Origin of the sequence: Cellulosimicrobium sp. CUA-896 (assembly GCF_001942335.1) — a bacterium.
GTDB lineage: Bacteria > Actinomycetota > Actinomycetes > Actinomycetales > Cellulomonadaceae > Cellulosimicrobium.
Genome location: NZ_MKKH01000077.1, coordinates 95,796 through 116,935, shown reverse-complemented (window position 1 = coordinate 116,935; position 21,140 = coordinate 95,796). Strand labels below are relative to the sequence as shown.

Annotated in this window: 21 protein-coding genes and 1 pseudogene; 16 read left to right on the top strand and 6 right to left on the bottom strand. The window is 75.3% G+C overall.

Annotated features, from left to right (window positions below):
- The first annotated feature begins 324 nt into the window (after nucleotides 1–324).
- From BJF88_RS16930 to BJF88_RS19780, 3 genes are read left to right on the top strand one after another with little or no spacing between them, the layout of a single operon-like run.
- Complete coding sequence (locus tag BJF88_RS16930; protein ID WP_075829636.1) at nucleotides 325–924, top strand: DUF2231 domain-containing protein; 600 nt, start codon at nucleotides 325–327, stop codon at nucleotides 922–924.
- A complete protein-coding gene (locus tag BJF88_RS20040) occupies nucleotides 921–1,349 on the top strand; it encodes an SDR family NAD(P)-dependent oxidoreductase (RefSeq protein WP_187346246.1) in 429 nt (142 codons plus the stop codon). Before BJF88_RS16930 ends, BJF88_RS20040 begins: the two co-directional genes overlap by 4 nt.
- Nucleotides 1,241–1,723, top strand: coding sequence for an SDR family oxidoreductase (locus BJF88_RS19780; protein ID WP_255372136.1), 483 nt, complete (start codon nucleotides 1,241–1,243; stop codon nucleotides 1,721–1,723). Before BJF88_RS20040 ends, BJF88_RS19780 begins: the two co-directional genes overlap by 109 nt.
- A 37-nt stretch (nucleotides 1,724–1,760) precedes the next feature.
- Here BJF88_RS19780 and BJF88_RS16920 read toward each other — a convergent pair whose 3' ends face one another.
- Nucleotides 1,761–1,976, bottom strand: a complete 216-nt coding sequence (locus tag BJF88_RS16920) for a CDGSH iron-sulfur domain-containing protein (protein ID WP_075829635.1) — start codon at nucleotides 1,974–1,976, stop codon at nucleotides 1,761–1,763.
- A complete protein-coding gene (locus BJF88_RS16915) occupies nucleotides 1,969–3,132 on the bottom strand; it encodes an iron-containing redox enzyme family protein (RefSeq protein ID WP_083649237.1) in 1,164 nt (387 codons plus the stop codon). The genes BJF88_RS16920 and BJF88_RS16915 overlap by 8 nt, the downstream gene beginning before the upstream one ends.
- 163 nt (nucleotides 3,133–3,295) lie before the next feature.
- On the opposite strand from BJF88_RS16915, the gene BJF88_RS16910 reads away from it, so the two are divergent.
- The 4 genes from BJF88_RS16910 (at nucleotide 3,296) to BJF88_RS16895 (ending at nucleotide 7,533) form a co-directional block, all read left to right on the top strand.
- Entirely contained in the window at nucleotides 3,296–4,021 is a 726-nt protein-coding gene (locus BJF88_RS16910) for a GntR family transcriptional regulator (protein WP_075829657.1), read from the top strand.
- Nucleotides 4,018–5,040: an ADP-ribosylglycohydrolase family protein gene (locus BJF88_RS16905; protein WP_075829634.1), complete on the top strand. Its 1,023-nt coding sequence runs from the start codon at nucleotides 4,018–4,020 to the stop codon at nucleotides 5,038–5,040. Before BJF88_RS16910 ends, BJF88_RS16905 begins: the two co-directional genes overlap by 4 nt.
- Nucleotides 5,041–5,103: 63 nt before the next feature.
- Nucleotides 5,104–6,585 carry a cytosine permease gene (locus BJF88_RS16900; RefSeq protein WP_083649236.1) on the top strand — a complete coding sequence of 494 codons (1,482 nt, stop codon included), beginning with the start codon at nucleotides 5,104–5,106 and terminating at the stop codon, nucleotides 6,583–6,585.
- A 3-nt stretch (nucleotides 6,586–6,588) separates the two neighbouring features.
- Nucleotides 6,589–7,533: a PfkB family carbohydrate kinase gene (locus tag BJF88_RS16895; RefSeq protein ID WP_075829633.1), complete on the top strand. Its 945-nt coding sequence runs from the start codon at nucleotides 6,589–6,591 to the stop codon at nucleotides 7,531–7,533.
- A gap of 25 nt (nucleotides 7,534–7,558) precedes the next feature.
- Here the strand turns inward: BJF88_RS16895 and BJF88_RS16890 are convergent, their stop codons facing one another.
- On the bottom strand, nucleotides 7,559–9,304 hold the full coding sequence (locus BJF88_RS16890) for an FAD-dependent oxidoreductase (protein ID WP_075829632.1): 1,746 nt from the start codon (nucleotides 9,302–9,304) through the stop codon (nucleotides 7,559–7,561).
- 285 nt (nucleotides 9,305–9,589) lie between these two features.
- On the opposite strand from BJF88_RS16890, the gene BJF88_RS16885 reads away from it, so the two are divergent.
- The 3 genes from BJF88_RS16885 (at nucleotide 9,590) to BJF88_RS16875 (ending at nucleotide 10,736) form a co-directional block, all read left to right on the top strand.
- Nucleotides 9,590–9,850: a metal-sensitive transcriptional regulator gene (locus BJF88_RS16885; RefSeq protein ID WP_075829631.1), complete on the top strand. Its 261-nt coding sequence runs from the start codon at nucleotides 9,590–9,592 to the stop codon at nucleotides 9,848–9,850.
- Nucleotides 9,851–9,942: 92 nt separating this feature from the next.
- Nucleotides 9,943–10,503, top strand: a complete 561-nt coding sequence (locus tag BJF88_RS16880; RefSeq protein ID WP_075829630.1) for a D-alanyl-D-alanine carboxypeptidase family protein — start codon at nucleotides 9,943–9,945, stop codon at nucleotides 10,501–10,503.
- Nucleotides 10,504–10,547: 44 nt separating this feature from the next.
- Complete coding sequence (locus tag BJF88_RS16875; RefSeq protein ID WP_075829629.1) at nucleotides 10,548–10,736, top strand: DUF4913 domain-containing protein; 189 nt, start codon at nucleotides 10,548–10,550, stop codon at nucleotides 10,734–10,736.
- A gap of 222 nt (nucleotides 10,737–10,958) precedes the next feature.
- Here BJF88_RS16875 and BJF88_RS19325 read toward each other — a convergent pair whose 3' ends face one another.
- From BJF88_RS19325 to BJF88_RS16865, 3 genes are all read right to left on the bottom strand, one after another.
- Nucleotides 10,959–11,432, bottom strand: coding sequence for a DUF5956 family protein (locus BJF88_RS19325; protein ID WP_158068968.1), 474 nt, complete (start codon nucleotides 11,430–11,432; stop codon nucleotides 10,959–10,961).
- 285 nt (nucleotides 11,433–11,717) lie between these two features.
- Nucleotides 11,718–12,152, bottom strand: a complete 435-nt coding sequence (locus BJF88_RS16870; RefSeq protein ID WP_075829628.1) for a VanZ family protein — start codon at nucleotides 12,150–12,152, stop codon at nucleotides 11,718–11,720.
- A gap of 147 nt (nucleotides 12,153–12,299) precedes the next feature.
- Nucleotides 12,300–13,556, bottom strand: a complete 1,257-nt coding sequence (locus BJF88_RS16865; RefSeq protein ID WP_158068967.1) for an aldehyde dehydrogenase — start codon at nucleotides 13,554–13,556, stop codon at nucleotides 12,300–12,302.
- A gap of 363 nt (nucleotides 13,557–13,919) precedes the next feature.
- On the opposite strand from BJF88_RS16865, the gene BJF88_RS16860 reads away from it, so the two are divergent.
- The 6 genes and pseudogenes from BJF88_RS16860 to BJF88_RS22620 form a co-directional block, all read left to right on the top strand.
- A complete protein-coding gene (locus tag BJF88_RS16860; protein ID WP_075829626.1) occupies nucleotides 13,920–15,602 on the top strand; it encodes a carbamoyltransferase C-terminal domain-containing protein in 1,683 nt (560 codons plus the stop codon).
- Complete coding sequence (locus tag BJF88_RS22625; protein WP_075829625.1) at nucleotides 15,599–18,418, top strand: HAD-IIIA family hydrolase; 2,820 nt, start codon at nucleotides 15,599–15,601, stop codon at nucleotides 18,416–18,418. Before BJF88_RS16860 ends, BJF88_RS22625 begins: the two co-directional genes overlap by 4 nt.
- Entirely contained in the window at nucleotides 18,415–19,443 is a 1,029-nt protein-coding gene (locus tag BJF88_RS16850; RefSeq protein ID WP_075829624.1) for a glycosyltransferase, read from the top strand. Before BJF88_RS22625 ends, BJF88_RS16850 begins: the two co-directional genes overlap by 4 nt.
- Nucleotides 19,440–19,940, top strand: a complete 501-nt coding sequence (locus BJF88_RS23945) for a glycosyltransferase (RefSeq protein WP_075829623.1) — start codon at nucleotides 19,440–19,442, stop codon at nucleotides 19,938–19,940. Before BJF88_RS16850 ends, BJF88_RS23945 begins: the two co-directional genes overlap by 4 nt.
- On the top strand, nucleotides 19,898–20,776 hold the full coding sequence (locus BJF88_RS23940) for a glycosyltransferase (protein ID WP_075829622.1): 879 nt from the start codon (nucleotides 19,898–19,900) through the stop codon (nucleotides 20,774–20,776). The genes BJF88_RS23945 and BJF88_RS23940 overlap by 43 nt, the downstream gene beginning before the upstream one ends.
- Nucleotides 20,773–21,108 (top strand): annotated as a pseudogene (locus BJF88_RS22620) (SIS domain-containing protein); the annotation flags it as partial. The gene BJF88_RS23940 and the pseudogene BJF88_RS22620, both read left to right, overlap by 4 nt.
- Nucleotides 21,109–21,140 lie beyond the last annotated feature (32 nt).

Here is a 21,140-nt window from a genome sequence, read left to right as displayed (position 1 = left end):
CGACGGCGCGCGCGGCGTCGACGTCCGCGCGTGCGAGCGCGGCGAGCCGGGCCCAGGCTGGGGGTCCACCGACGCCGACCCCGACGGGAGGACGCCATGTCCGATCGCACGACGCCGCAGGACCCGGCCGACCGGAGCGGCGAGCACGCCGCCGACGACGAGACCCGCCCGGACGCCGGCTCGCAGCAGGTGCCGCCGGGCGCGCCGGCAACCCGAGCACCACGCAGACGGTCCCGGGCGAGGAGCCCACCGACGACCCCGACCTCGAGGGCGAGGACCGCTTCGACGCCGGATGACAGCCCCCGACACCCACCCAGGAGAGCCATGACCTCCAGCACCCCCGTCCTCCTGCGCGCCGCCCGCGCGCTCGAGGAGTCGTCCGCGCTCGACGGCCTCTCGAGCACCGTGCGCGGCGTCGCGCTCGCCGTCGTCCCCGCGGAGGGGCGGCTGCGCGACGAGCTGCACGGCCGCACCCTCGGCCACGCGCTGCACTCGACGCTCACCGACGTGCCCGTCGGGCTGTGGACGAGCGCCGCGGTGCTCGACGTCGTCGGCGGCGAGCGCAGCGCCCCGGCGGCGCAGCGGCTCGTCGGGCTCGGACTGCTCGCGACGGTGCCCACCGTGCTCACCGGTCTCGCCGACTACCTGGCCGTCGACCGCAGGGCCCGGCGCGTCGGGTCGGTCCACGCGGCGCTGAACTCCGGCGCCACGGCGCTCTACGGGGCGTCGTGGCTCCTGCGGCGGCGCGGCAGCCGGGGTGCGGGCGTCGCCGTCGGCCTGCTCGCCTACGGTGTCGCGGGCGCGAGCGCGTTCCTCGGCGGGCACCTCGCCCAGGCGCTGCGCGAGCCCCCCGCGGACGTCGCCCTCGGTGGCACGGGGTCGGCGACGGGGACGGAGACGGAGACGGAGACGGAGACGGCGTGAGCGTGCCGGGGCCGTACGGCCGCGTCGAGGACCGCGACGTCGCGCTCGTCACCGGTGCGTCGCGGGGCATCGGACTGGCGATCGCGCGCGAGCTCGCGCGCCGCGGCCACGACCTGCTCGTCGTCGCGGACACCGGCGTGGACGACGCCGTGCGGCGCCTGCGCGACGACGGTCCCGGCCAGGTGGCCGGCCTGGAGGTCGACCTCGCGACGCCGGAGGGCGTGGAGCGGACGGCGGTGCGCGCCCGACAGCTCGGCGTCGGCGTCCTCGTGCTCACGCGGGCGTCGGCGTGCACGGCCCGTTCGCGCGGAGCCCGCTGGCGGACGAGCTGCGGCTCGTCGACCTCAACGTGCGCTCCGTCGTGCACCTCGCGCACCTCGTGCTGCCGGACCTCCTGGCGCGCGGCCGCGGGCGGCTGCTCGTGACGTCGTCGGTCGCGGCGGCGATGCCCGCTCCCCTGCTCGGCACGTACGCCGCGTCGAAGGCGTTCCTGCGCTCCTTCGCGTGGTCGCTGCGCGGCGAGGTCGCGGGCAGCGGCGTCACTGTGACGACGCTGCTGCCCGGCCCGACGAGCACCGACTTCTTCCGGGAGGCCGAGATGCGGCGCACGCACATCGGCCGGTCGCCGAAGTCTCGGCCGGCGCACGTCGCGCACCTGGCCGTCGACGCGCTCGAGCGCGGGCAGGCCGAGGTGGCGACGGGCGTCGTCGCGAAGACGATGCTCGTGCTCGCCCGTGTGCTGCCGCAGCCGGCGCGTGCCGCGTTCCACGGCTGGTTCTACGCACCCGGCAAGGGCTGACCCGACCGCTCGCCGGGCTCGCCACGGCGCGCGCCGCTCAGTCTGCGCCGTCGCCGCTGCGGTACCCGTTGACCTTGTGCGTCCCGTCGCACCACGGCGGGATCGCCGTGCCGCCGCAGCGGCACAGCGCGACCGTCGACCGGCGCTTCTCGATCTCACGGCCCTTGGCGTCCACGATCTGCGCGGGCCCGCGCACGAGGAGGGGCCCGTCCGGGCACGCCGTCACCCGCACCTCGACGGCGGCGTCACGCATGCGCGTCGAGCGGTTCGCGCAGCGCCGAGCCGCCCTCCTGCCACCGACCGAGCGCGTACGCGGCGACGTCGCCCTCGACGGCGAGGCATGCCGCGGCGCCGAGGAGCACGTCGTCGCGCAGGGCGGGATCCTGCTCGACGAGCCGGCCCGCGAGGTCGCGCGCCGCGATCTGCTCGTGGACGGCGTCGGCCTCGACATGCTCGTCGAAGTACTCCGTGGTGCCCTCGTCGTGGCCGAGCCGCCGGAAGCCGTTGCCGTACAGGCGGCTCGGGATCGACGACGTCATCTCGAACGCCGCGAGGTGCCCGACGATCGCGCCGCGCAGGCGCCGGTGCAGGCCGAACAGCGACATGGTGTTGAGGGCGACGAGCACGACCGCCGGGACGGCGTCGACGTACCGGCCGTACGTGTCGTCGAGCCCGGCGCCGCGCATCGTGCGCGCGAACAGGTCGGCGTGCATCCGGCCCACCTGGCCGCCGCCGTACTCGTCGGCCTGGATCTCGACGAGCGCCGCCTTCGGTGCGCCCGCGAGGCGCGGGACGGCCCACGTGTGCGGGTCGGCCTCCTTGAGCTGGTAGAGCGACTTGAGCACGAGCAGCTCGCGCACCTGCTCGGCGTCCGCGCGCTTGGCGACGTAGCGCGACAGGCTCGGGCCGTCGTCGGACGCCGCGAGGTCGAACAGGCGCCGCGCGACGGCGGGCGCGTCGGTCTCGGTGCCGGTCGGCGTGCCCGCGCGCTCGCGCACCGCCGCCTCGAACGGGCCCTCGATCGTCCGGCGCGCGGCGAGGAGCGCCGGTTCCCACTCCCACGCGTCGTCGACGCCCTCGACACCGCGGTAGTGCAGCTCGTACATGACCAGGAGCGCGAGCTGGACGTCGCCGTCGTCGAGGATGTCGCGGCTGCCTGGGGCGTGTGCGGCGAGCGCGGCCGCGAGCGCCGCGCGCACCGGTGCGAGGCGCTCGCCCGCGTCGTCGGCGGGCGGCCCGGACGTGAGGGCGGCGACCAGCGCCCCGCTCACCGGTCCGCGGGCCGCGGGCAGCGGCAGGCGGGCCTGGTGGGGCGGACGCGGGGTGGCGGCGGTGACGGGGTGGTCCGCAGCATCGGGGTGGTCTGCGGTGTCGCGGGCTGCGGTGTCTCGCACCGGCGTCGACGTCATCAAGGCTCCTGTGAGCGGCACGTGCGGCGCCCTGCTGGACGCCGACGACATGGTCGCCGAGGTTCCGGCAGCTCGCGACCGCTGCGGCGCCGCGGTCCCGCCGCGTCGGAGCGGACGCTGGCATCGCTTGACACTCGGCTGTACAGGTATGAACATGTTCAACATGGCAGCGAACGTGGTCGCGAGGACGCGACGGGAGCAGATCGTCGACGCGCTCGCGCGACGCATCAAGGACGGCGACCTCCGGTCCGGCGACCGGCTCGGGAGCGAGGCCGACATCGCCGCGGAGTTCGCGGTCTCCCGCGGGACGGTGCGCCAGGCGCTGCGAGACCTCCAGGACCTCGACCTGATCGCCACCCGCGCGGGCGTCGGCTCCTTCGTGACGTTCGAGGGCACCCCGCTCGACGCCCAGGTCGGCTGGGCCCGGGCCCTCACGGCCACCGGCGCCGAGATCACCACGGAAGAGCTCGGCATCGAGCTGGTGGCCGGGTCCGCCGACGAGGCCCGCGGCCTCGACGGTGCGCCGTGCGTCGTCGTGCGACGCCGCCGGTTGCTCGGCGCGACACCGGTCTCCTACGAGCGGGCGACCGTGCCCGCCCGCGGGCGCCTCGCCTCGTTGCCGGACACCGGTCTCCTGGGGGGCTCGCTCACCGAGACGCTGCGCGACGCGGGCCTCGTCGCCCACCACGGCACGCAGGACGTGTCCGTGGCGACGGTCGGCCCCGAGGTCGCCGACATCCTCGGCAGGGCGGCCGGCAGCGCGTTCCTGCGCACGGTGCGCGTCTCGTTCGACCGCTCCGGCGAGTTCGTCGAGCGCGTCGAGTCCTACCTCGACCCCGCACACTTCAGCCTGCACCTGACCTTCGGCGAGGAGGTGACGGCCCGATGACTCCTCACAGTCGGGCCGTCGGCGCGATGACCGGCCTCGCCCTCGGCGACGCGCTCGGGATGCCGACGCAGTCGATGCCGCGCGAGGTGATCGCCCGGCGGTTCGGGCGCATCACCGGCCTCGTCGACGCGCCCGCCGACCAACCGATCGCAGCGGGGATGCCTGCCGGGTCGGTGACCGACGACACCGAGCAGGCGCTGCTCGTCGCCGACCTCCTGGTGGAGGGCGGAGGCCGCGTGCCCGCGACGGCGTTCGCGGACGCGCTCATCGCCTGGGAGCGGACGATGCGGGACAAGGGGTCGCTGGACCTCCTCGGTCCCTCGACCTCCGCCGCGGTCGCCGCGATCGCCGGCGGCACGGACCCGGCCGAGGCCGGTGGTGGCGGCACCACGAACGGCGCCGCGATGCGGATCACCCCCGTCGCGATCGCCGTCCCGTCGGCGCGTCCTGAGGAGCTGCTCGGGGCCGTGCACGACCTCAGCTTCGTGACCCACAACACCGGCCTCGGCCTGTCCGCCGCTGCGGCCGTGGGTGGAGCCGTCTCCGCCGGTGTCGACGGCGCGGACGTCGACGAGGCGCTGGAGTACGGCCTGGATCTCGCACGTCGGGCCGAGCCGCTCGGCCGCTGGGTCGCAGGTGCGTCGATCGTCGACCGGACGCGGTTCGCGCTCCGGGCCGCCACCCGCATGGACCTGACCGAGCTGGCCGACTTCCTGAGCCGGGTCGTCGGCACCTCCGTCCAGTCCCAGGAGTCGGTCCCGAGCGCCCTCGTGATCGCGCACCGGTTCCGCGACGAGCCGTTCGACGGCCTGTGCTTCGCCGCCGGCCTCGGCGGGGACACCGACACCGTCGCCGCGATGGCCGGCGCGGTCCTCGGGAGCGTCGCCGGTCCGGACGCCTTCCCCGCCGACGCGGTCGCCCAGGTCCGCGCCGTGTCCGGCCTCGAGGTCGAGCCGGTCGTCGCACGCCTGCTCGACCTCCGTCGAGCCCACGACCGTGCGGGCGCGACCGTGCGCTGACCCTCGTCACGCACCACCGCGCACGCCTTACCACCCGCAGGACATCAAGGAGGATGCATCGCCATGCCCGAGAACACCCGTACGACCGAGGACCCACCCGCACCCGTGGAGAGCCCCGTGCTGTCCCGGTACGAGCAGCGCGGCATCGAGCCCGTCCCCGAGGCCGACCGCCAGGGCAACCCGCTGGACCTGTTCTGGGTGTGGTTCGCCGCCAACCTCTCCATCCTCGGCATCCCGCTCGGCGTCACCCTCGTCGCCCTCGGCATGAACGTCTGGCAGGCGCTCCTCGTGGCCGCGCTCGGCGCCTTCGGCTCGTTCGCGCTCGTCGGCGTCATCTCGATCGCGGGCCGCCGCGGCGGGGCCCCGAGCCTCACGCTCTCCCGCGCGACGTTCGGCGTCCGGGGCAACATCGGGCCCACGCTCGTCTCGCTGGCCTCGCGCCTCGGGTGGGAGACGGTCAACACCGCGACGGGTGCGTTCGCGCTCCTCTCGCTGTCCGCGCTGCTGCTGGGCACGAACCCCGACGCGAAGCAGACCCCGGTGCTCGCGCTCGTGTGCATCGCCATCTTCGTCGGCTGCACCGTGGCGGTCTCCGGCATGGGCCACGCCTTCCTCGTGACCGTGCAGAAGTGGGCCACCTGGATCTTCGGCGGCCTCAACGTGCTCGTCGGCGCCTACCTCGTCAGCACGGTCGACTGGAGCGCCGTCGCCTCCACGCCGGCGGGGCCGATCTCCGCGGTGATCATCGGCGTCGGGACCATCGCTGCGGGCACCGGTATCGGCTGGGCCAACGCGGGCGCCGACATGTCGCGCTACCAGTCGGGGCGCGTCCGGGCCGGCGCGCTGGTCGCGTCTGCATCCGCGGGCGCGGGCATCCCGCTCGTGTTCATCATCGGGCTCGGCAGCCTCCTCGCGGCGGGCGACAGCAGCCTCGCCGCGGCCGGCGACCCCGTCGCCGCCGTGCGCTCCCTGCTCCCCTCCTGGGTCGCCGTCCCGTACCTCGTCACGGCGTTCGGCGGGCTGCTCCTGTCGAACCACCTCTCGGTGTACTCGGCGGGCCTGACCACGCTGACCCTCGGCTTCCGCATCAAGCGGGTGTACGCGGTGGTGCTCGACGTCGTCGTCACCACGCTCGGCGCCATCTACTTCATCCTCATCTCCGACAGCTTCTACGGCCCGTTCATCACGTTCATCTCGCTGCTCGCGGTGCCGATCACGGCATGGGTCGGCGTGTTCGTCGTCGACATGATCGGCCGACGGCGCTACGACGCCGACGCGCTCATGGACCTCTCCCGCTCGTCCCGCTACTGGTACCGGGGCGGGGTCGAGTGGCGCGCCACGGCCTCCTGGGCGGTCGCGATCGTCGTGGGCTTCCTCTTCTCCACCGCGCGCGTCAGCGAGGCGGAGGTCTGGTTCACCGGTGCCCTGGCGGACACGTGGATCGGCAGCAACGGCCTCGCCTGGGTCGCGACGCTCGTCGTCGCGGGCGCCCTGTACGCCGCGCTCGGCGGGGTCCGGGCCGGCCGGGCCACGAAGGAGGCCTGAGACATGACCGGCAGGGTCGTCCACACGGGGCAGGCCATCGTCGACCTCGTCATGAACGTCGCCGCGGTCCCGCGGCCGGGCGCGGACGTGTTCGCGACGGACTCCGCCATGGAGGTGGGCGGCGGGTTCAACGTCATGGCCGCCGCGCGGCGCGAGGGGGCCGGTGTCCTGTACGCCGGCGGGCACGGGACGGGACCCCTGGGGGACCTCGTCCGACGCACGCTGGCCACCGAGGGCGTCGACGTCCTGCAGACCCCGCACCCCGGCCTGGACTCCGGCTTCTGCGTCGCGCTCGTCGACGACGACGCCGAGCGCACCTTCGTCTCCACCGTGGGCGCGGAGGGCGCCGTCCCGGACGACGCTTTCGACGCGGTGGAGGTCCGCCCGGGCGACGTCGTCTACGTCACGGGGTACTCGCTCCACCACCCGGCCACCGCCGCCGCCCTGGCTCGCCTGCTGGGCCGGATCGGCGGTCAGGTCCCCGTCGTCGTGGACGCCTCGCCCGTGATCGGTGACGTCCCTGCCGCGGCGCTCGCGACCGTGCGCGACGCGGCGACGACCTGGACGGTCAACGAGCGCGAGGCGAGGATCCTGCTCGGCCGGCTCGACGAGGGCACGGACGCTCCGTCGCTCGCACCTCGCGAGCTCGCGTCGCGTCTCTCGCGGGCGCTGGACGCTCTGGTCCTCGTCCGTGTCGGCGCGGACGGGTGCTGGGTCGCCCCGGCGGGCACCGAGCCCGTCCTGGTGCCCGGTGTGAAGGTCACGGCCGTCGACACCAACGGCGCCGGGGACGCGCACACCGGCGTGCTGTGCGCGGACCTGGCGCTCGGCCGTGACCTGCTCGAGGCGGTCCGGCGCGCCAACGTCGCCGCCGGGATCGCCGTGACGCGGCGCGGCCCGGCAACGTCCCCGACCGCGGACGAGATCACCGCGGCGCTGGCCGGCTGACCTCACGCTGACGCGTGACGCGCCGTCAGGCGGCGGCGAGCTCCGCGCGGTCCGAGGCCTGGCGCGCGGCCGTGCCGTCCCGCCAGGTGAGGTACCCGCCGTCGAGGTTGCGCACGTCGTACCCGAGCTGGGTGAGCAGACGCGCGGCGGTGTGCCCGCGCTGCCCCACCTGGCAGTGCACGACGACGGGTGCGCCCGCCGGGATCTCGCGCGCGGCACGGTCGCGGAGCTCGTCGAGCGGGACGTTGAGGGACTCGCGGCCGTCGGCCGCGCGGACCGTGCCGCGGGCGTGCTCGACCGGCGTCCGGACGTCGACGAGCGTCGCACCCGCGTCGACGAGCGCGTCGACCTCGTGCCACTGGGCCGTCCGGGTGTCCCCGGTGCGCAGGTTGTCGGCGACGTACCCCAGCATGTTGACCGGGTCCTTCGCGGAGCCGTACGCCGGCGCGTAGGCGAGCTCGAGGTCGGCGAGCTCCGAGGCCGTCAGGCCGCCGGCCATCGCCGTGGCGACGACGTCGATCCGCTTGTCCACGCCGTCGCGCCCGACGCCCTGGGCGCCGAGGACCTGGTCGGTGGCCGGGTCGACGAGAATCTTGAGCGCCATCTGCTCGGCGCCCGGGTAGTAGCCCGCGTGCTGCATCGGGTGAGTGTGGATCGCGCGGTACAGGCGCCCTTCCGCGCGCAGGCGCTTCTCGTTGCGGCCGACCACCGCGGCGGTAAGGCCGAAGACGCCGACCACGGCGGTGCCCGCAGAGGCTGCGAGGCGGCGGGGGCGTCCGAGGATGACGTCGGCGACGTGCCGGCCGTGCCGGTTGGCGAGGTTCGCGAGCGGGATCGCCGTCGTCGCGGCACCCGGGCCCTCGGGGGCGAGCGCGTCGCGCTTCGTCGCGGCGTCGCCGACGGCGAAGACGTCCGGCACCGTGGTGCGCATGTCCTCGTCGACGACGATCGCGCCGCGCGCGTCGGTGCGCGCCCCGGCGCGGGCGGCGAGGTCGGAGTCCGGGCGCACGCCGATCGCGGCGACCACGAGGTCGGCCTCGACGGTGCCGAGAGCGTCGCCTGCGGCGTCGGACAGGTCCACGGTGCGAGCGTCGACCGCCGTCACCTGCGCAGACGTGCGCACGTCGACGCCGTGCGCGACGAGCTCGTCCCGGACGCGGACAGCCATCTCGGGGTCGAGCGGGGCGAGGACCTGGTCGGCGAGCTCGACGAGGGTCACGCTCAGCCCGCGGTGCACGAGGTTCTCGGCGACCTCGACGCCGACGAACCCGGCGCCGATCACGACGGCCGTGCGGGCCGGGCCGCCGCCCTCCCCCGCGTGACCGATGGCGTCGACGAGGCGGTCGACGTCCGCGACGTCGCGCAGCACGAGGGCGCGCTCGGCGCCGGGCACCCGCGGCACGACGGGCCGCGCACCGGGGCTGAGGACGAGCCGATCGTACGTCTCGACGTACTCCTCCCCCGTGGCCTGGTCGCGGACGGTGACCTGGTGCGCCACCGGGTCCACGTCGGTGACGCGGCTGCGGACGCGCACGTCGAGGCGGAACCGCGCGGCGAGCGACGCGGGCGTCTGGAGGAGCAGGGCGTCGCGCTCCTCGATGACCCCGCCCGCGTGGTACGGCAGGCCGCAGTTCGCGAACGAGACGTGCTCGCCGGCCTCGAGGACGACGATCTCGGCGTCCTCGGACAGGCGGCGCAGGCGCGTGGCCGCGGACATGCCCGCGGCGACCCCTCCGACCACGACGATCTTGAGCGAGTTCTTCTCCGTCATGCTCATTAAGATACCCCCTGGGGTATAGTGCTCGTGAAGCAGGGCCTCGCCGCGACGTCGGCCGGGGCTGTCACGACCATCCGAGGAGGACGACCATGTGCCAGGCGGTGACGTGCCGACGGTGCGGCAAGACGACGTGGACAGGCTGCGGCCAGCACGTCGACCAGGTGATGCGCGGCGTGCCACGGCAGGACCGGTGCGAGGGACACCCCGCCCAGCGGTCCGGGTCCTCCGTGCTCGCCCGGCTGTTCGGGCGCTGAGACGCGGATCGAGGAGGGAACACCCATGGAGCTCGACCAGGACGAGATGAAGAAGGTCTCGAACCGGCTCAAGCGCGCGCAGGGCCAGCTGACCGCCGTCGTGCGCATGGTCGACGAGGGCGGCGACTGCGCCGACGTCGTCACCCAGCTCTCGGCGGTGTCGAAGGCGCTCGACCGCGCCGGGTTCGCGATCATCGCGTCCGGCCTCAAGCAGTGCCTGACGGACGAGGAGAACGGCCCGGCCGACGTCCAGCGCCTCGAGAAGCTCTTCCTCTCGCTCACCTGAGCGGGCGGGCGCGCCCGTCGGCTGCCACGGCTTGCCGACGCATACCTGGAGCAGCGGCAGGTGCCGCGCGTGACGGGTGACAGGAGGGCAGCGTGCACGGGATCTCGGCGATCTCCCAGCGGATGACGGAGATCGAGACGATGATGGGGCTCGGCGCGAGGCCCGTGGCGGCGACCGGCAACGCCGTGCGCTTCGACGAGGTGCTCGACGCCGCGCTCGCGACGACCGGCGTCCGCTCGACGACCGACGTCCGGTCCGCGGACGGCGTCCCGGCCGCGCTCGCGGTGTACGGCAACGGCAAGGTGCCCGCCTCCGCGCTGCAGGCCGTCGGCACCACGGGCCACCGGCTGTGGGGACCGGCCGCCCAGCAGCTCGAACAGCTCATGACCGCGGCCGCGCGCGAGGGCGTCACGATCGGGATCACGGACTCCTACCGATCGTTCGACGCCCAGGTCGACGTGGCCCAGCGCAAGGGCCTGTACACCCAGGGCGGTCTCGCGGCCGAGCCGGGCACCAGCCCGCACGGGTGGGGCATCGCCGTCGACCTCGATCTCGACGCCCAGGCGCAGACCTGGATGCGCGCCAACGCGGGCCGATTCGGCTACGTAGAGGACACGCCGCGCGAGCCGTGGCACTGGGTGCACCGCGGCTGAGACGCGGTCGGCTCGCACTAGCGAACGCGGCGACGCTGGACGACGTGCCCGGTTCCGAGCCGGTCGCGACGTTCTCCCCGAACGTCGACGTGTGGGTGCGCGAGTGGCTGCTGCCGCACTTCAAGCGCAACCCCAAGGCGTTCCGGTGGGACCCGCGCGGGTGGGAGTACACCGAGGTCGTCGCGCACCTGGAGCGGCTGTGGCGGTCCTGGGCTTGGAGTGCGACCACGTGATCATCGCCGACGCCGGGAATCACGCCGAGATCAACGACCTATACGTCGCACTCACTCGCGCGCGCGCAAGACCACCCACATCCTCGCCAACGGCAGCACACTCAGCCTGGTCGAGTCACCGCGAGGACCCAAGGCGACAAGAGATGCGGCCCACGCTCGGCAACTGGAAGACGTGCGTGCTCGTGAGGTGCGAGTTCGTGGGCACGCTGCTCCGGTGCTTGCCTACGGCTTCGCCAGCGGGTCGGGAACGCCTAGCAGTCGTGCCACAGTGCGCGTGACGGCGCGTGCACTGTGTGCCGCATCCTCGCGAGGGTCTTGGAGTATCTCCTGAGGGTTAGCGGCCGTCGCGATCAGCCGATCAAATTCAGCCGTTGAGATGCGTTCCGGAATCAGCACTGACCACCGCATGGCGGACGGTGGGGCCGGCAAACCGAGATCACGCATGTATCGGCGAGTTTCATCCGACATGTCTTCGAGTTCATCGACACTAACGGCCGAGCGGCGTCGGTGGTCATGCCGCACCATGTCGTCGAGCGCTTCATCGCCCAGGAGAAGTCGTTCTCCCCGCACCCTTCCTGGACCGGCGGTGTAGGCAACAAGAGTCGATCGATCAATGAGAGGCAGGGTTGCCCATCGGCCGGTTGGCAAGGGATGAGCCTCAAGGATCTCTGCCCATCGGCTGTCAATGAAGGTCATCGGGCCATTCTTTCGCTGAGGTTCCCTCGTCGAGATCGAGTCCCGGCCGATCCGCTCGTCGACGGCCACGCCCGGTCGATCATGAGTCGGCGCCTGGCCGGCATCGTGGGCGCTCCTGCGGCTGACGGATTGCCGCGTGTGCCGTACCGCTATCGCGCCTCGCGCCCAACTGCGCGGCGGTCGACGTCGTGCCAGCGAAACTGGTGGACGACGTCATCGATGACTGGCACCCGCGAGAGCACGGAGAAGACGGCGAAGCCAGTGCCCCGCCGAGCACGTTGAAGATCAGGTCGTTGCGTCCGCGATGTGCCCTCCGCCCAGCACGTGCGCCGTCACGTACTGCGTGCCTTCGATGACGGCGCTGAAGATCGCCGCTGTGGCCAGAACCCTCCCCCACGAGACCTCGACGAGGACGAGCGGCACGACGATGCCGACCGGGACGAAGACCAGGACGTTCATGACCGCGTCGGTGACCTCGTAGTCCGCGAACGGCACGACGACGAGGTAGCTGCTCCACGGCGCGCTCCGGGCGGGCTTGTCCCAGTAGATCGGGAAGACGGTGTTCGCCACGACGCCCGCGACGTAGACGCAGAGGGCGAGGGCCACGGAGGCGCGCGGCACCGAGAGCCGCCCACGGCGTCTCAAGGACCAGAGCAGCCCTGCCAGCACCGCTGCAGCGAGCGGGACGACGACCGGGAGGACGGGGACCTGGTGGAACACGGGTGACCTGCGCATTCGTGGAGACGTCATGGCACGTCAGCACGTGCGGCTCCACTCTGCCCGCCGGCGACGGTCATGCCATCCACCCGTGGTCGGATCCGTCTCGCGGGTAGCGGTCCGTCGCGGCGGACAGGTGAACGCGGGTCGTCAGGCGAGGCCCTCCAGGTGGATCGCCTTGCGCACGGTCATCTCGTCGAGCAGGTCCGGGCCGAACCCGGCGCCTCCGCCGCTCCCCCGGCGCGGGTCGGCGGAGCCGCCGGGCGCGCCGCCGAACACGGCGTTGACCTTCACGGTCCCGACGTCGAGCTGGTCCGCGGCGCGCAGCGCGCGCTCGAGCGACGGGGTGAGCACGGTCGCCGCCAGCCCGTACGCGGACTCCGACGCCCGGCGCAGGCCTTCGTCGAAGTCCGCGACGCGCACGACGGGCGCGACAGGGCCGAACGTCTCCTCCGTGAGCAGGGCGACGTCGTCGGGGCAGCGGTCGAGCACCGTCGGGGCGTAGAACGACCCGTCGCGGTCGAGCCGCTGCCCGCCCACGACCACTTCCGCGCCGGCCGCGGTCGCGCCGCGCACGTGCTCGTCGACGACGGCGAGCTGGTCCTCGTCGACGAGCGGCCCCATCGTCGTGGCGTCGTCGGACGGGTCGCCGACCGTGACCTCGCGGGCGATCCGCGCGAGCTCCGCGACGACGGCGTCCGCGACCTCCTCGACGACGTACGCCCGCTCGACGGCCGTGCACAGCTGGCCGCCGTTCGTGAACGCACCGGTCGCGATCTGCTGCGCGGCGAGCGCCGGGTCGACGCCCGCGTCGACGACGATCGGGTCCTTCCCCCCGTTCTCCAGCAGCGCCTTGGCGCCGCGCGCGCCCGCGGCGGCGGCGATGCGCCGGCCAACCGCGGTGGACCCGACGTGCGCGACGAGCGCGACGTCCTCGTGCGCCACGATCGCCTCGCCGGTCGAGCCGTCGCCGCTGAGCACGCGCAACACGTCGGCCGGGAGGGCGCCGGCGACGAGCTCGGCGAGCCGCACGCCGGGGGCGTCGCTGCGCTCGGACGGCTTGTGCACCACGACGTTGCCCGTGATGAGGGCGGCGGCGATGAGCCCGGCGGCGGCCGGGTAGGGGTCGTTCCACGGCGTGATGACGGCGACGACGCCGCGCGGCTCGCGGCGCACGACGTCGAGCGCGGCGGGGTCGCCCGCGAGGACGCGACCCGACCGGGTCAGCCCGGTGACCGCGGCCTCCTCGAGCAGCTCGGCCGCGACCTCGGCCGACTGCCGCGCCTCGCGCTCGAGCCGCCCCGTCGTCGCGCACAGCAGCGCGCCGAGCTCGTCGGCGGCCTCGCGCACCGCCTTCGCGGCGTCGCGCAGCGCGCCCGCCCGCTCGCCGGGTGCGTCGCGCGCCACGCGGGCCACGCGGCGGCGGCGGCGCGGACGGCGGCGTCCACCTCGTGCGCCCCGGCGCACTCGACCGGCGTGCCGGGACGGCCCGTCGTCGGGTCGGTGCGCTCGACCCGGTGGGCGCCGGTCGAGGTGCCCGCCGGTGCGGACGGAGCGGTCGAGGTGGTCGTCGTCATCAAGGCCTCCGGAGGTGGGCGGTGCGTCGAATGACACGGGGAGAAGTACGTGTGCGTGCCAGGTCGGCGTGCGAGAAGCGCTTCTCGGCGAGAAGGTGAAGCCGGGTTGCAGCAGCGCCGACCCGCACGCGTCAGGTCGTGCCCCGTGACGGGGCCCTCCCAGCCTGGCCCGAGAAAGGAAGGCTCGCCATCCATGCGCGTCCTCGGTGTGAACGCCCTGTTCCACGACCCGTCCGCGGCTCTGGTCGTCGACGGCAAGGTCGTCGCGGCCGCCGAGGAGGAGAGGTTCTCCCGGCGCAAGCACGGCAAGCGGCCCGTGCCGTTCGCGGCGTGGGAGCTGCCCGAGAAGGCGATGGCGTGGTGCCTGGAGGCCGGTGGGCTGCGCCCGCAGGACCTCGACGCGGTCGCGTACTCGTTCGACCCGGCGCTGGCGAAGCCCGCCGAGGAGATGGGCCTTCCGGACCCGTGGGACTGGCTGCGCGTGCAGTACGCCGAGCGGGCCCCGCAGTTCATCGCGACGGCGCTGCCCGGCCTGTCGCCGTCGGCGGTGCGGTTCGTCCCGCACGAGGTCGCGCACGCGGCGTCGGCCGCGCTCGCGTCGCCGTTCCCCGTCGCGAGCGTCCTGTCGCTCGACGGGCGCGGTGAGCGCTCGTCCCACCTCGCCGGCCGGTACGCGCACGGCAAGCTCGAGGTGCTCGCGAGCCAGGAGCTGCCCCACTCGCTCGGCCTGGTCTACGAGTCCCTGACCGAGCACCTGGGCTTCCTGCGCTCGAGCGACGAGTACAAGGTCATGGCGCTCGCGTCCTACGGCGAGCCGCGCTTCCTCGACGACCTGCGCGAGATCCTCTACGCGACCGACGACGGCGGGTTCGTCGCCGAGGCGCCCGACTGGACGCGGTGGGCGCCGCGTCGCGTCGACGACGGCACGTGGGGCACCGAGCACGGCGGCATGGCGGAGCACGCCGACCTCGCCGCGTCGGTGCAGGCGCGGCTCGAGGAGGTCCTCGTGGACCTCGCGACGTGGCTGCACGGGCAGACGGGCGACCGCGTGCTCACGATGGGCGGCGGGACGGCGCTCAACTGCGTCGCGAACTCCCGGATCTGGCGCGAGACGCCGTTCGAGGAGGTGTGGGTGCAGCCCGCCGCGGGCGACTCCGGCACCGCGCTCGGCGCGGCGATGCAGCTCGCGGCCGAGGCGGGCGACACCGTCGAGCCGATGGGCTCGGCCGCCCTCGGCCGGTCCTGGTCCGACGACGAGCTCGCCGACTGGCTGCGCACCGCCAAGGTCCCGTTCACCACGCCCGACGACCTGCCCGGCGAGGTCGCCCAGGTGCTCGCCGACAACGGCGTCATCGCGTGGTTCGACGGGCGCGCCGAGTTCGGGCCGCGCGCGCTCGGGCACCGCTCGCTCATCGCGAACCCCGGGCCGGTGGAGAACCTCGAGCGCCTCAACGACGTCAAGGGCCGCGAGCAGTTCCGCCCCGTCGCGCCGATGGTCCTCCTCGAGGACGCCGCGGAGATCTTCAGCGGCGGCCCGATCCCCAGCCCGTACATGCTGTTCGTGCACGAGGTCGCGCCCGAGTGGCGCGACCGCATCGCGACGGTCGTGCACGTGGACCACACCGCGCGCATCCAGACGATCGACGACTCGACCCCGCGGCTGCAGGCGATGATCCGTGCGTTCAAGGAGCGCACGGGCCTGCCCGTCGTCGTCAACACGAGCCTCAACACCGCCGGGCGGCCGATGGTCGACGACCCGCGCGACGCGCTCGAGCTGTTCGGCTCGGCGCCCGTCGACGTGCTCGTCCTCGGCCCCCACCTCGTGCGCCGCGCGGACGTCTTCGCCCCCGGCGCGGGCGACGGGGCGGCGGCGTGACGGCGCCCGCCACCCCGGGCGTCGCCGGCAGCGAGCAGGCGTACGCCGTCGTCGTGCCGTCCATCGGGCGGCCGTCGCTGCTGCGTCTGCTCGAGACGCTCGCCGCGCAGGCCGACGGCTCCCCAGCCGCGCCGGCGCCGGTCGAGGTCGTCGTCGCGGACGACCGGCGCCTGCCCACCGCTTCCTCCGCCGACGGGCCGGGCGACCCGCTGCCCGAGCCGCTCGACCTCGGCGACGTCGGCGCCCGGCTCGGTGCGCGCGTCGTGCGCACCGGCGGGCGCGGCCCGGCCGCCGCCCGCAACGCCGGCTGGCGCTCGACGTCCGCGCCGTGGGTCGTGTTCCTCGACGACGACGTAGAGCTCCCCGACGGCTGGGCCGATCTCCTGGCCGCCGACCTCGCCGCCGCCGGCGCTCGCACGGGCGGTGTGCAGGGACGCCTGCACGTGCCGCTGCCGACGCACCGTCGACCGACCGACTGGGAGCGCGGCACCGCGGGGCTGCAGGACGCGCTGTGGCCGACCGCCGACATGGCCTACCGCCGCGCCGCGCTCGAGCACGTCGCCGGGTTCGACGAGCGCTTCCCCCGCGCGTACCGCGAGGACGCCGACCTGGCGCTGCGCGTGCGCGATGCGGGCTGGGAGCTCGTGCGCGGCACCCGCACGACGACGCACCCGGTACGCCCGACCGACGACGGCGTGAGCCTGCGCGTCCAGGCGGGCACGCGCGACGACGCGACGATGCGCGCCCTGCACAGTCCCGACTGGCGCGAGCGCGCCGAGACCGGGCGGGGACGCCTCGCCTGGCACGTCGCGACCGTGGGCGCCGCGGGCGTCGCCGCAGCGGGACTGCTCGCGCGCCGCCCCGCGGTCGCCGCGCTCGGTGCCGCCGCCTGGGCCGGGCTCACGCTCGACTTCGCGCGCCGCCGCCTCGCCCCCGGCCCCCGCCCGGGCGACGACGTCTTCGCCGCCGAGCTGCGCCGCATGGCCTGGACGAGCGCCGCGATCCCGTTCGCCGCCGTGCGGCACCGCGTCGCAGGCACGCTCGCCGCGCGCCGCGGGCTCGACCCGTGGCCCGGCACGCTCGCCGCGGTGCTCTTCGACCGCGACGGCACGCTCGTCCACGACGTCCCCTACAACGGCGACCCGGCGGCCGTCCGGCCCGTCGAGGGCGCGCAAGAGGTGCTCGACGGCCTGCGGGCGCGCGGCGTGCGCGTCGGCGTCGTGTCCAACCAGTCCGGTGTGGCGCGGGGCATGATCACGCGCGACCAGGTCGACGCCGTCAACGCGCGCGTCGAGGAGCTGCTCGGCCCGTTCGACACGTGGCAGGTGTGCCCGCACGGGCCCGACGACGCGTGCGCGTGCCGCAAGCCCGCACCCGGCATGGTGCTCGCCGCCGCGGCCGAGCTCGGCGTCGAGCCGTGGCGCTGCGCCGTCGTCGGGGACATCGGCGCCGACGTCGGTGCCGCGCTCGCCGCGGGCGCGACGCCCGTGCTCGTGCCGACCCCCGTCACGCGGGCCGAGGAGGTCGACGCCGCCCCGCACGTCGCGCCCGACCTCGCCGCCGCGGTGAAGCTGCTCGCCGACCGCTCCCCGCCTCGGCACGGGGCGCGTCGAGATCGGCAGCCGGTGCTGAGATCGGCGCGTCGGGACTGCGACGTCGACCGGAGCTGCCGATCTCGCGGAGGGCGACGCATGACGGCCGACGTCCTGGCCGTGCGCCTCGACAGCGACGGCGACGTGCTGCTCACCGGTCCGGCGGTCCGGGCCCTGGCGGCCGGTGCGGCCGAGCGCGGCGGACAGGTCGACGTGCTCGCGTCGTCCGCCGGCCGCGCCGCCGCCGGGCTGCTGCCGGGCGTGCGCGACGTGCTCGTGTTCGACGCGCCGTGGTCCGGGTACGCGCCGCCGCCGCTCGACCGCGCCGAGGTGCTCGGCCTCGTCGAGACGCTCGCCGCGCGCCGGTACGCCGCCGCCGTGGTCTTCACGTCGTTCCACCAGAGCCCGCTGCCCATGGCGCTGCTCGCCCGGCTCGCGGGGATCCCTCACGTGTCCGGCACGAGCGAGGACTACCCCGGCTCGCTGCTCGACGTGCGCCACCGCCGCCCCGACGGCCTGCACGAGGTCGAGGCCGCCCTCGACCTGGTGCGCGCCGCGGGCTACCCGGTCGCCGACCGCGACGGCGCGACCGCACGCGCACGGTCTCGTCACGACGGACCGGCCGACGACCGCCTGCGCGTGCGCGAGCCGCTGCCCGACGTGCGCGACCTCGTGCCCGCCGGGCCGTACGTCGTCGTGCACCCCGGTGCGTCGGTACCGGCCCGCGCGCCCGCGCCCGACCACGCGCGCGACATGGTTGCCGCGCTGGCCGACGCCGGGCACCGCGTCGTCGTGACCGGCGGGCCGCGCGAGACCGACCTCGCGGCGCACGTCGCGGACGGCCGCGCGACGGACCTGTCGGGTCGCACCGACCTCGCCGGGCTCGCGGCCGTGCTCGCCGGGGCGGCGTGCGTCGTCGTCGGCAACACCGGGCCCGCGCACCTCGCCGCCGCCGTCGGGACGCCGGTCGTCTCGCTCTTCGCGCCCGTCGTCCCCGCCGACCGCTGGGCGCCGTGGGGCGTGCCGAGCGTCGTCCTCGGCGACCAGGGCGCCGCGTGCCGCGGCACCCGGGCGCGCGCGTGCCCCGTCGCCGGGCACCCGTGCCTGGGCGGCATCGGGACGCACGAGGTCGTCGACGCCGTCGAGCGTCTCGCCGCGACGTCCCCCGACGCGCCCCCGGCCCCGCCCGGACGTGCGCCCGAGACCGCGGAGGTGGTCGCATGAGGATCCTCGTCTGGCACGTGCACGGGTCGTGGGCGACGTCGTTCGTCGGCGGCGGCCACGAGTACGTCGTCCCCCTCGTCCCGGGCCGCGGGCCCGAGGGCCGCGGCCGCGCGCAGACCTGGGACTGGCCCGCGTCGGTGACCGAGGCCTCGCCCGAGGAGATCGCCGGCCTCGCCGCGGGCGGCGGGATCGACGTCGTCGTGCTCCAGCGGCCGGAGGAGGTCGAGCTGCTACGGCGCTGGACCGGGCTCGTGCCCGGGCGCGACGTGCCCGCGGTGTACGTCGAGCACAACGCGCCCACCGAGCACGCGGCCCGCTCGCGCCACCCCCTCGCCGGCCTCGACGTCGTCGAGGAGGGCCTCGTCCCGATCGTGCACGTCACCGCGTTCAACCAGCTCATGTGGGACTGCGGCGACGCGCGCACCCTCGTCGTCGACCACGGCATCCCCGACCCCGGCCACCTGTACACGGGCAGCCGGGCGAGCGTCGGCGTCGTCGTCAACGAGCCGGTACGGCGGTGGCGCGTCGCGGGCACCGACGTCCTCGTCGAGGTCGGGCGGCACGCACCGCTCGACGTGTACGGGATGGGCGTCGGCAAGCTTGCCGAGCACCTCGGCGGTCCGGCGGCCGGTCCCGCCCCCGGGCCCGGCGGCGCACCCGGCACGCAGCACGGCCTGCACGACGACGTCCCGCAGGCTGCGATGCACGCGCGCCTCGCGACGTCGCGCGTCTACCTGCACCCCTACCGCTGGACGAGCCTCGGACTGTCGCTGCTCGAGGCGATGGCCCTCGGCATGCCGGTGCTCGCGCTGCCGACCACCGAGGCGCCCGTCGCGGTCCCGCCGGCCGCCGGGACGCTCAGCTCCCGTCCCGACGAGCTCGTCGCGACCGCGCGGCGCTGGCTCGCCGACCCCGACGAGGCGCGCGAGCGCGGCACCGCCGCGCGCGCCCACGTCCTCGAGCACTACTCCCTCGCCACGTTCCTGCGCCGCTGGGACACGGTCCTCCAGGAGGTGACCTCATGAAGATCGCGATGATCTCCGAGCACGCCAGCCCGCTCGCCGTCCTCGGCGGCGTCGACGCTGGCGGGCAGAACGTCCACGTCGCGTCGCTCGCCACGCGGCTCGGCGCCCAGGGGCACGACGTCGAGGTCTACACCCGGCGCGACGACGCGGCGCTCCCGGAGCGCGTGCCCCTCGCGCGCGGCGTCGAGGTCGTGCACGTCGACGCCGGACCGCCGACGTCCGTGCCCAAGGACGAGCTCCTGCCGCACATGGACGCCTTCGGCGCGGACCTGCGCCGGCGGTGGTCCGACCCGGCCGCGGCGCCCGACGTCGTGCACGCGCACTTCTGGATGTCCGGCATCGCCGGGCTGATGTCCGCGCCGGCGCTCGGCATCCCGCTCGTGCAGACGTTCCACGCGCTCGGGTCCGTCAAGCGCCGCCACCAGGCGCGCGCGACACGAGCCCCGCGGAGCGCGTGGCCCGCGAGCGCCTGCTGTGCCGCGCGGTGGACCGCGTGATCGCGACGTGCACCGACGAGGTCGCCGAGCTCGTCGCGCTCGGCGCCGACCCGGACCGGGTGGACGTCGTGCCGTGCGGGGTCGACGTCGGGCACTTCCGCCCCGACCCCGCCCGCGGGGAGCGCCTGCGCGAGCGCCGCGACCGCGAGCCGGGCACGCTGCGGCTGGTCACGGTCGGGCGGCTCGTGGAGCGCAAGGGGATCGACACCGTCATCGAGGCGCTCCCGGCGCTGCCGCGGGCCGAGCTGGTCGTCGCGGGCGGCCCGCGGCCGGACCGGCTCGAGCAGGACGACGAGGCGCGCCGCCTGCGGGCGCTCGCGCAGGCCCTCGGCGTGGCCGACCGGGTGCACCTCGTCGGCAGCGTCACGCAGGACGAGGTGCGCGACCACATGCACGCGGCCGACGTCGTCGTGTGCGACCCCTGGTACGAGCCGTTCGGGATCGTGCCGCTCGAGGCCGCGGCCTGCGGGCGCCCGGTCGTGGGCGCCGCGGTCGGCGGTCTGCTCGACTCGGTCGTGGACGGGCGCACGGGCCTGCTCGTCCCGCCGCGCGACGCGGCGGCGCTGGCCGCGGCGCTGCAGCGCCTCGCCGACGACCCCGCGCTCGGCGAACGGCTCGGGTCGGCGGCGCGCGTGCGGGCCGAGCGCCTCTACAGCTGGACCGCCGTCGCGGCGAGCACGCTCGAGTCGTACGAGCGCGTCGTGGCCGCCGGGTCGCGGTCGGGCACGCGGCGCGCACCGTCGTCCGAGCCGGCCTCGGTCGCTGCCGCCGCGGCGTCGTCCAGGTCCGCGGCGGCCGCGCCCGCCGCGGCGCTGCGGGCGGTGAGCGCCCGATGAGCGCCGCGCGCGACTGGCTGCGTGCGCACGCGGACGACCTCCACCAGGGCCTCGACCTGCTGCTCGCCGAGGCGGGCCGCATCGACGCGTGGGGCGAGAGACTCGCGGACGTCGTGCTGGCGGGCGGACGCCTGCTCGTCGCGGGCAACGGCGGCAGCGCCGCGGAGGCCCAGCACCTCACGGCCGAGCTCGTGGGGCGGTTCGAGGGGGAGCGCGTGCCGCTGTCCGCGATCAGCCTGCACGCCGAGACCTCCAGCCTCACCGCGATCGTCAACGACTACGGCGTCGGCGAGATGTACGCGCGGCAGGTCGCCGCGCACGGGCGGGCGGGCGACGTGCTGCTGCTGCTGTCCACGTCGGGCCG

Bases quoted from the DNA above. Each gene is read 5' to 3' on its own strand.
- BJF88_RS16930 (WP_075829636.1), top strand. From the start codon at position 325: ATGACCTCCAGCACCCCCGTCCTCCTGCGCGCCGCCCGCGCGCTCGAG.
- BJF88_RS16920 (WP_075829635.1), bottom strand. From the start codon at position 1,976: ATGCGTGACGCCGCCGTCGAGGTGCGGGTGACGGCGTGCCCGGACGGG.
- BJF88_RS16915 (WP_083649237.1), bottom strand. From the start codon at position 3,132: ATGACGTCGACGCCGGTGCGAGACACCGCAGCCCGCGACACCGCAGAC.
- BJF88_RS16910 (WP_075829657.1), top strand. From the start codon at position 3,296: ATGGCAGCGAACGTGGTCGCGAGGACGCGACGGGAGCAGATCGTCGAC.
- BJF88_RS16905 (WP_075829634.1), top strand. From the start codon at position 4,018: ATGACTCCTCACAGTCGGGCCGTCGGCGCGATGACCGGCCTCGCCCTC.
- BJF88_RS16900 (WP_083649236.1), top strand. From the start codon at position 5,104: ATGCCCGAGAACACCCGTACGACCGAGGACCCACCCGCACCCGTGGAG.
- BJF88_RS16895 (WP_075829633.1), top strand. From the start codon at position 6,589: ATGACCGGCAGGGTCGTCCACACGGGGCAGGCCATCGTCGACCTCGTC.
- BJF88_RS16890 (WP_075829632.1), bottom strand. From the start codon at position 9,304: ATGACGGAGAAGAACTCGCTCAAGATCGTCGTGGTCGGAGGGGTCGCC.
- BJF88_RS16885 (WP_075829631.1), top strand. From the start codon at position 9,590: ATGGAGCTCGACCAGGACGAGATGAAGAAGGTCTCGAACCGGCTCAAG.
- BJF88_RS19325 (WP_158068968.1), bottom strand. From the start codon at position 11,432: ATGACCTTCATTGACAGCCGATGGGCAGAGATCCTTGAGGCTCATCCC.
- BJF88_RS16860 (WP_075829626.1), top strand. From the start codon at position 13,920: ATGCGCGTCCTCGGTGTGAACGCCCTGTTCCACGACCCGTCCGCGGCT.
- BJF88_RS16850 (WP_075829624.1), top strand. From the start codon at position 18,415: ATGAGGATCCTCGTCTGGCACGTGCACGGGTCGTGGGCGACGTCGTTC.
- BJF88_RS23945 (WP_075829623.1), top strand. From the start codon at position 19,440: ATGAAGATCGCGATGATCTCCGAGCACGCCAGCCCGCTCGCCGTCCTC.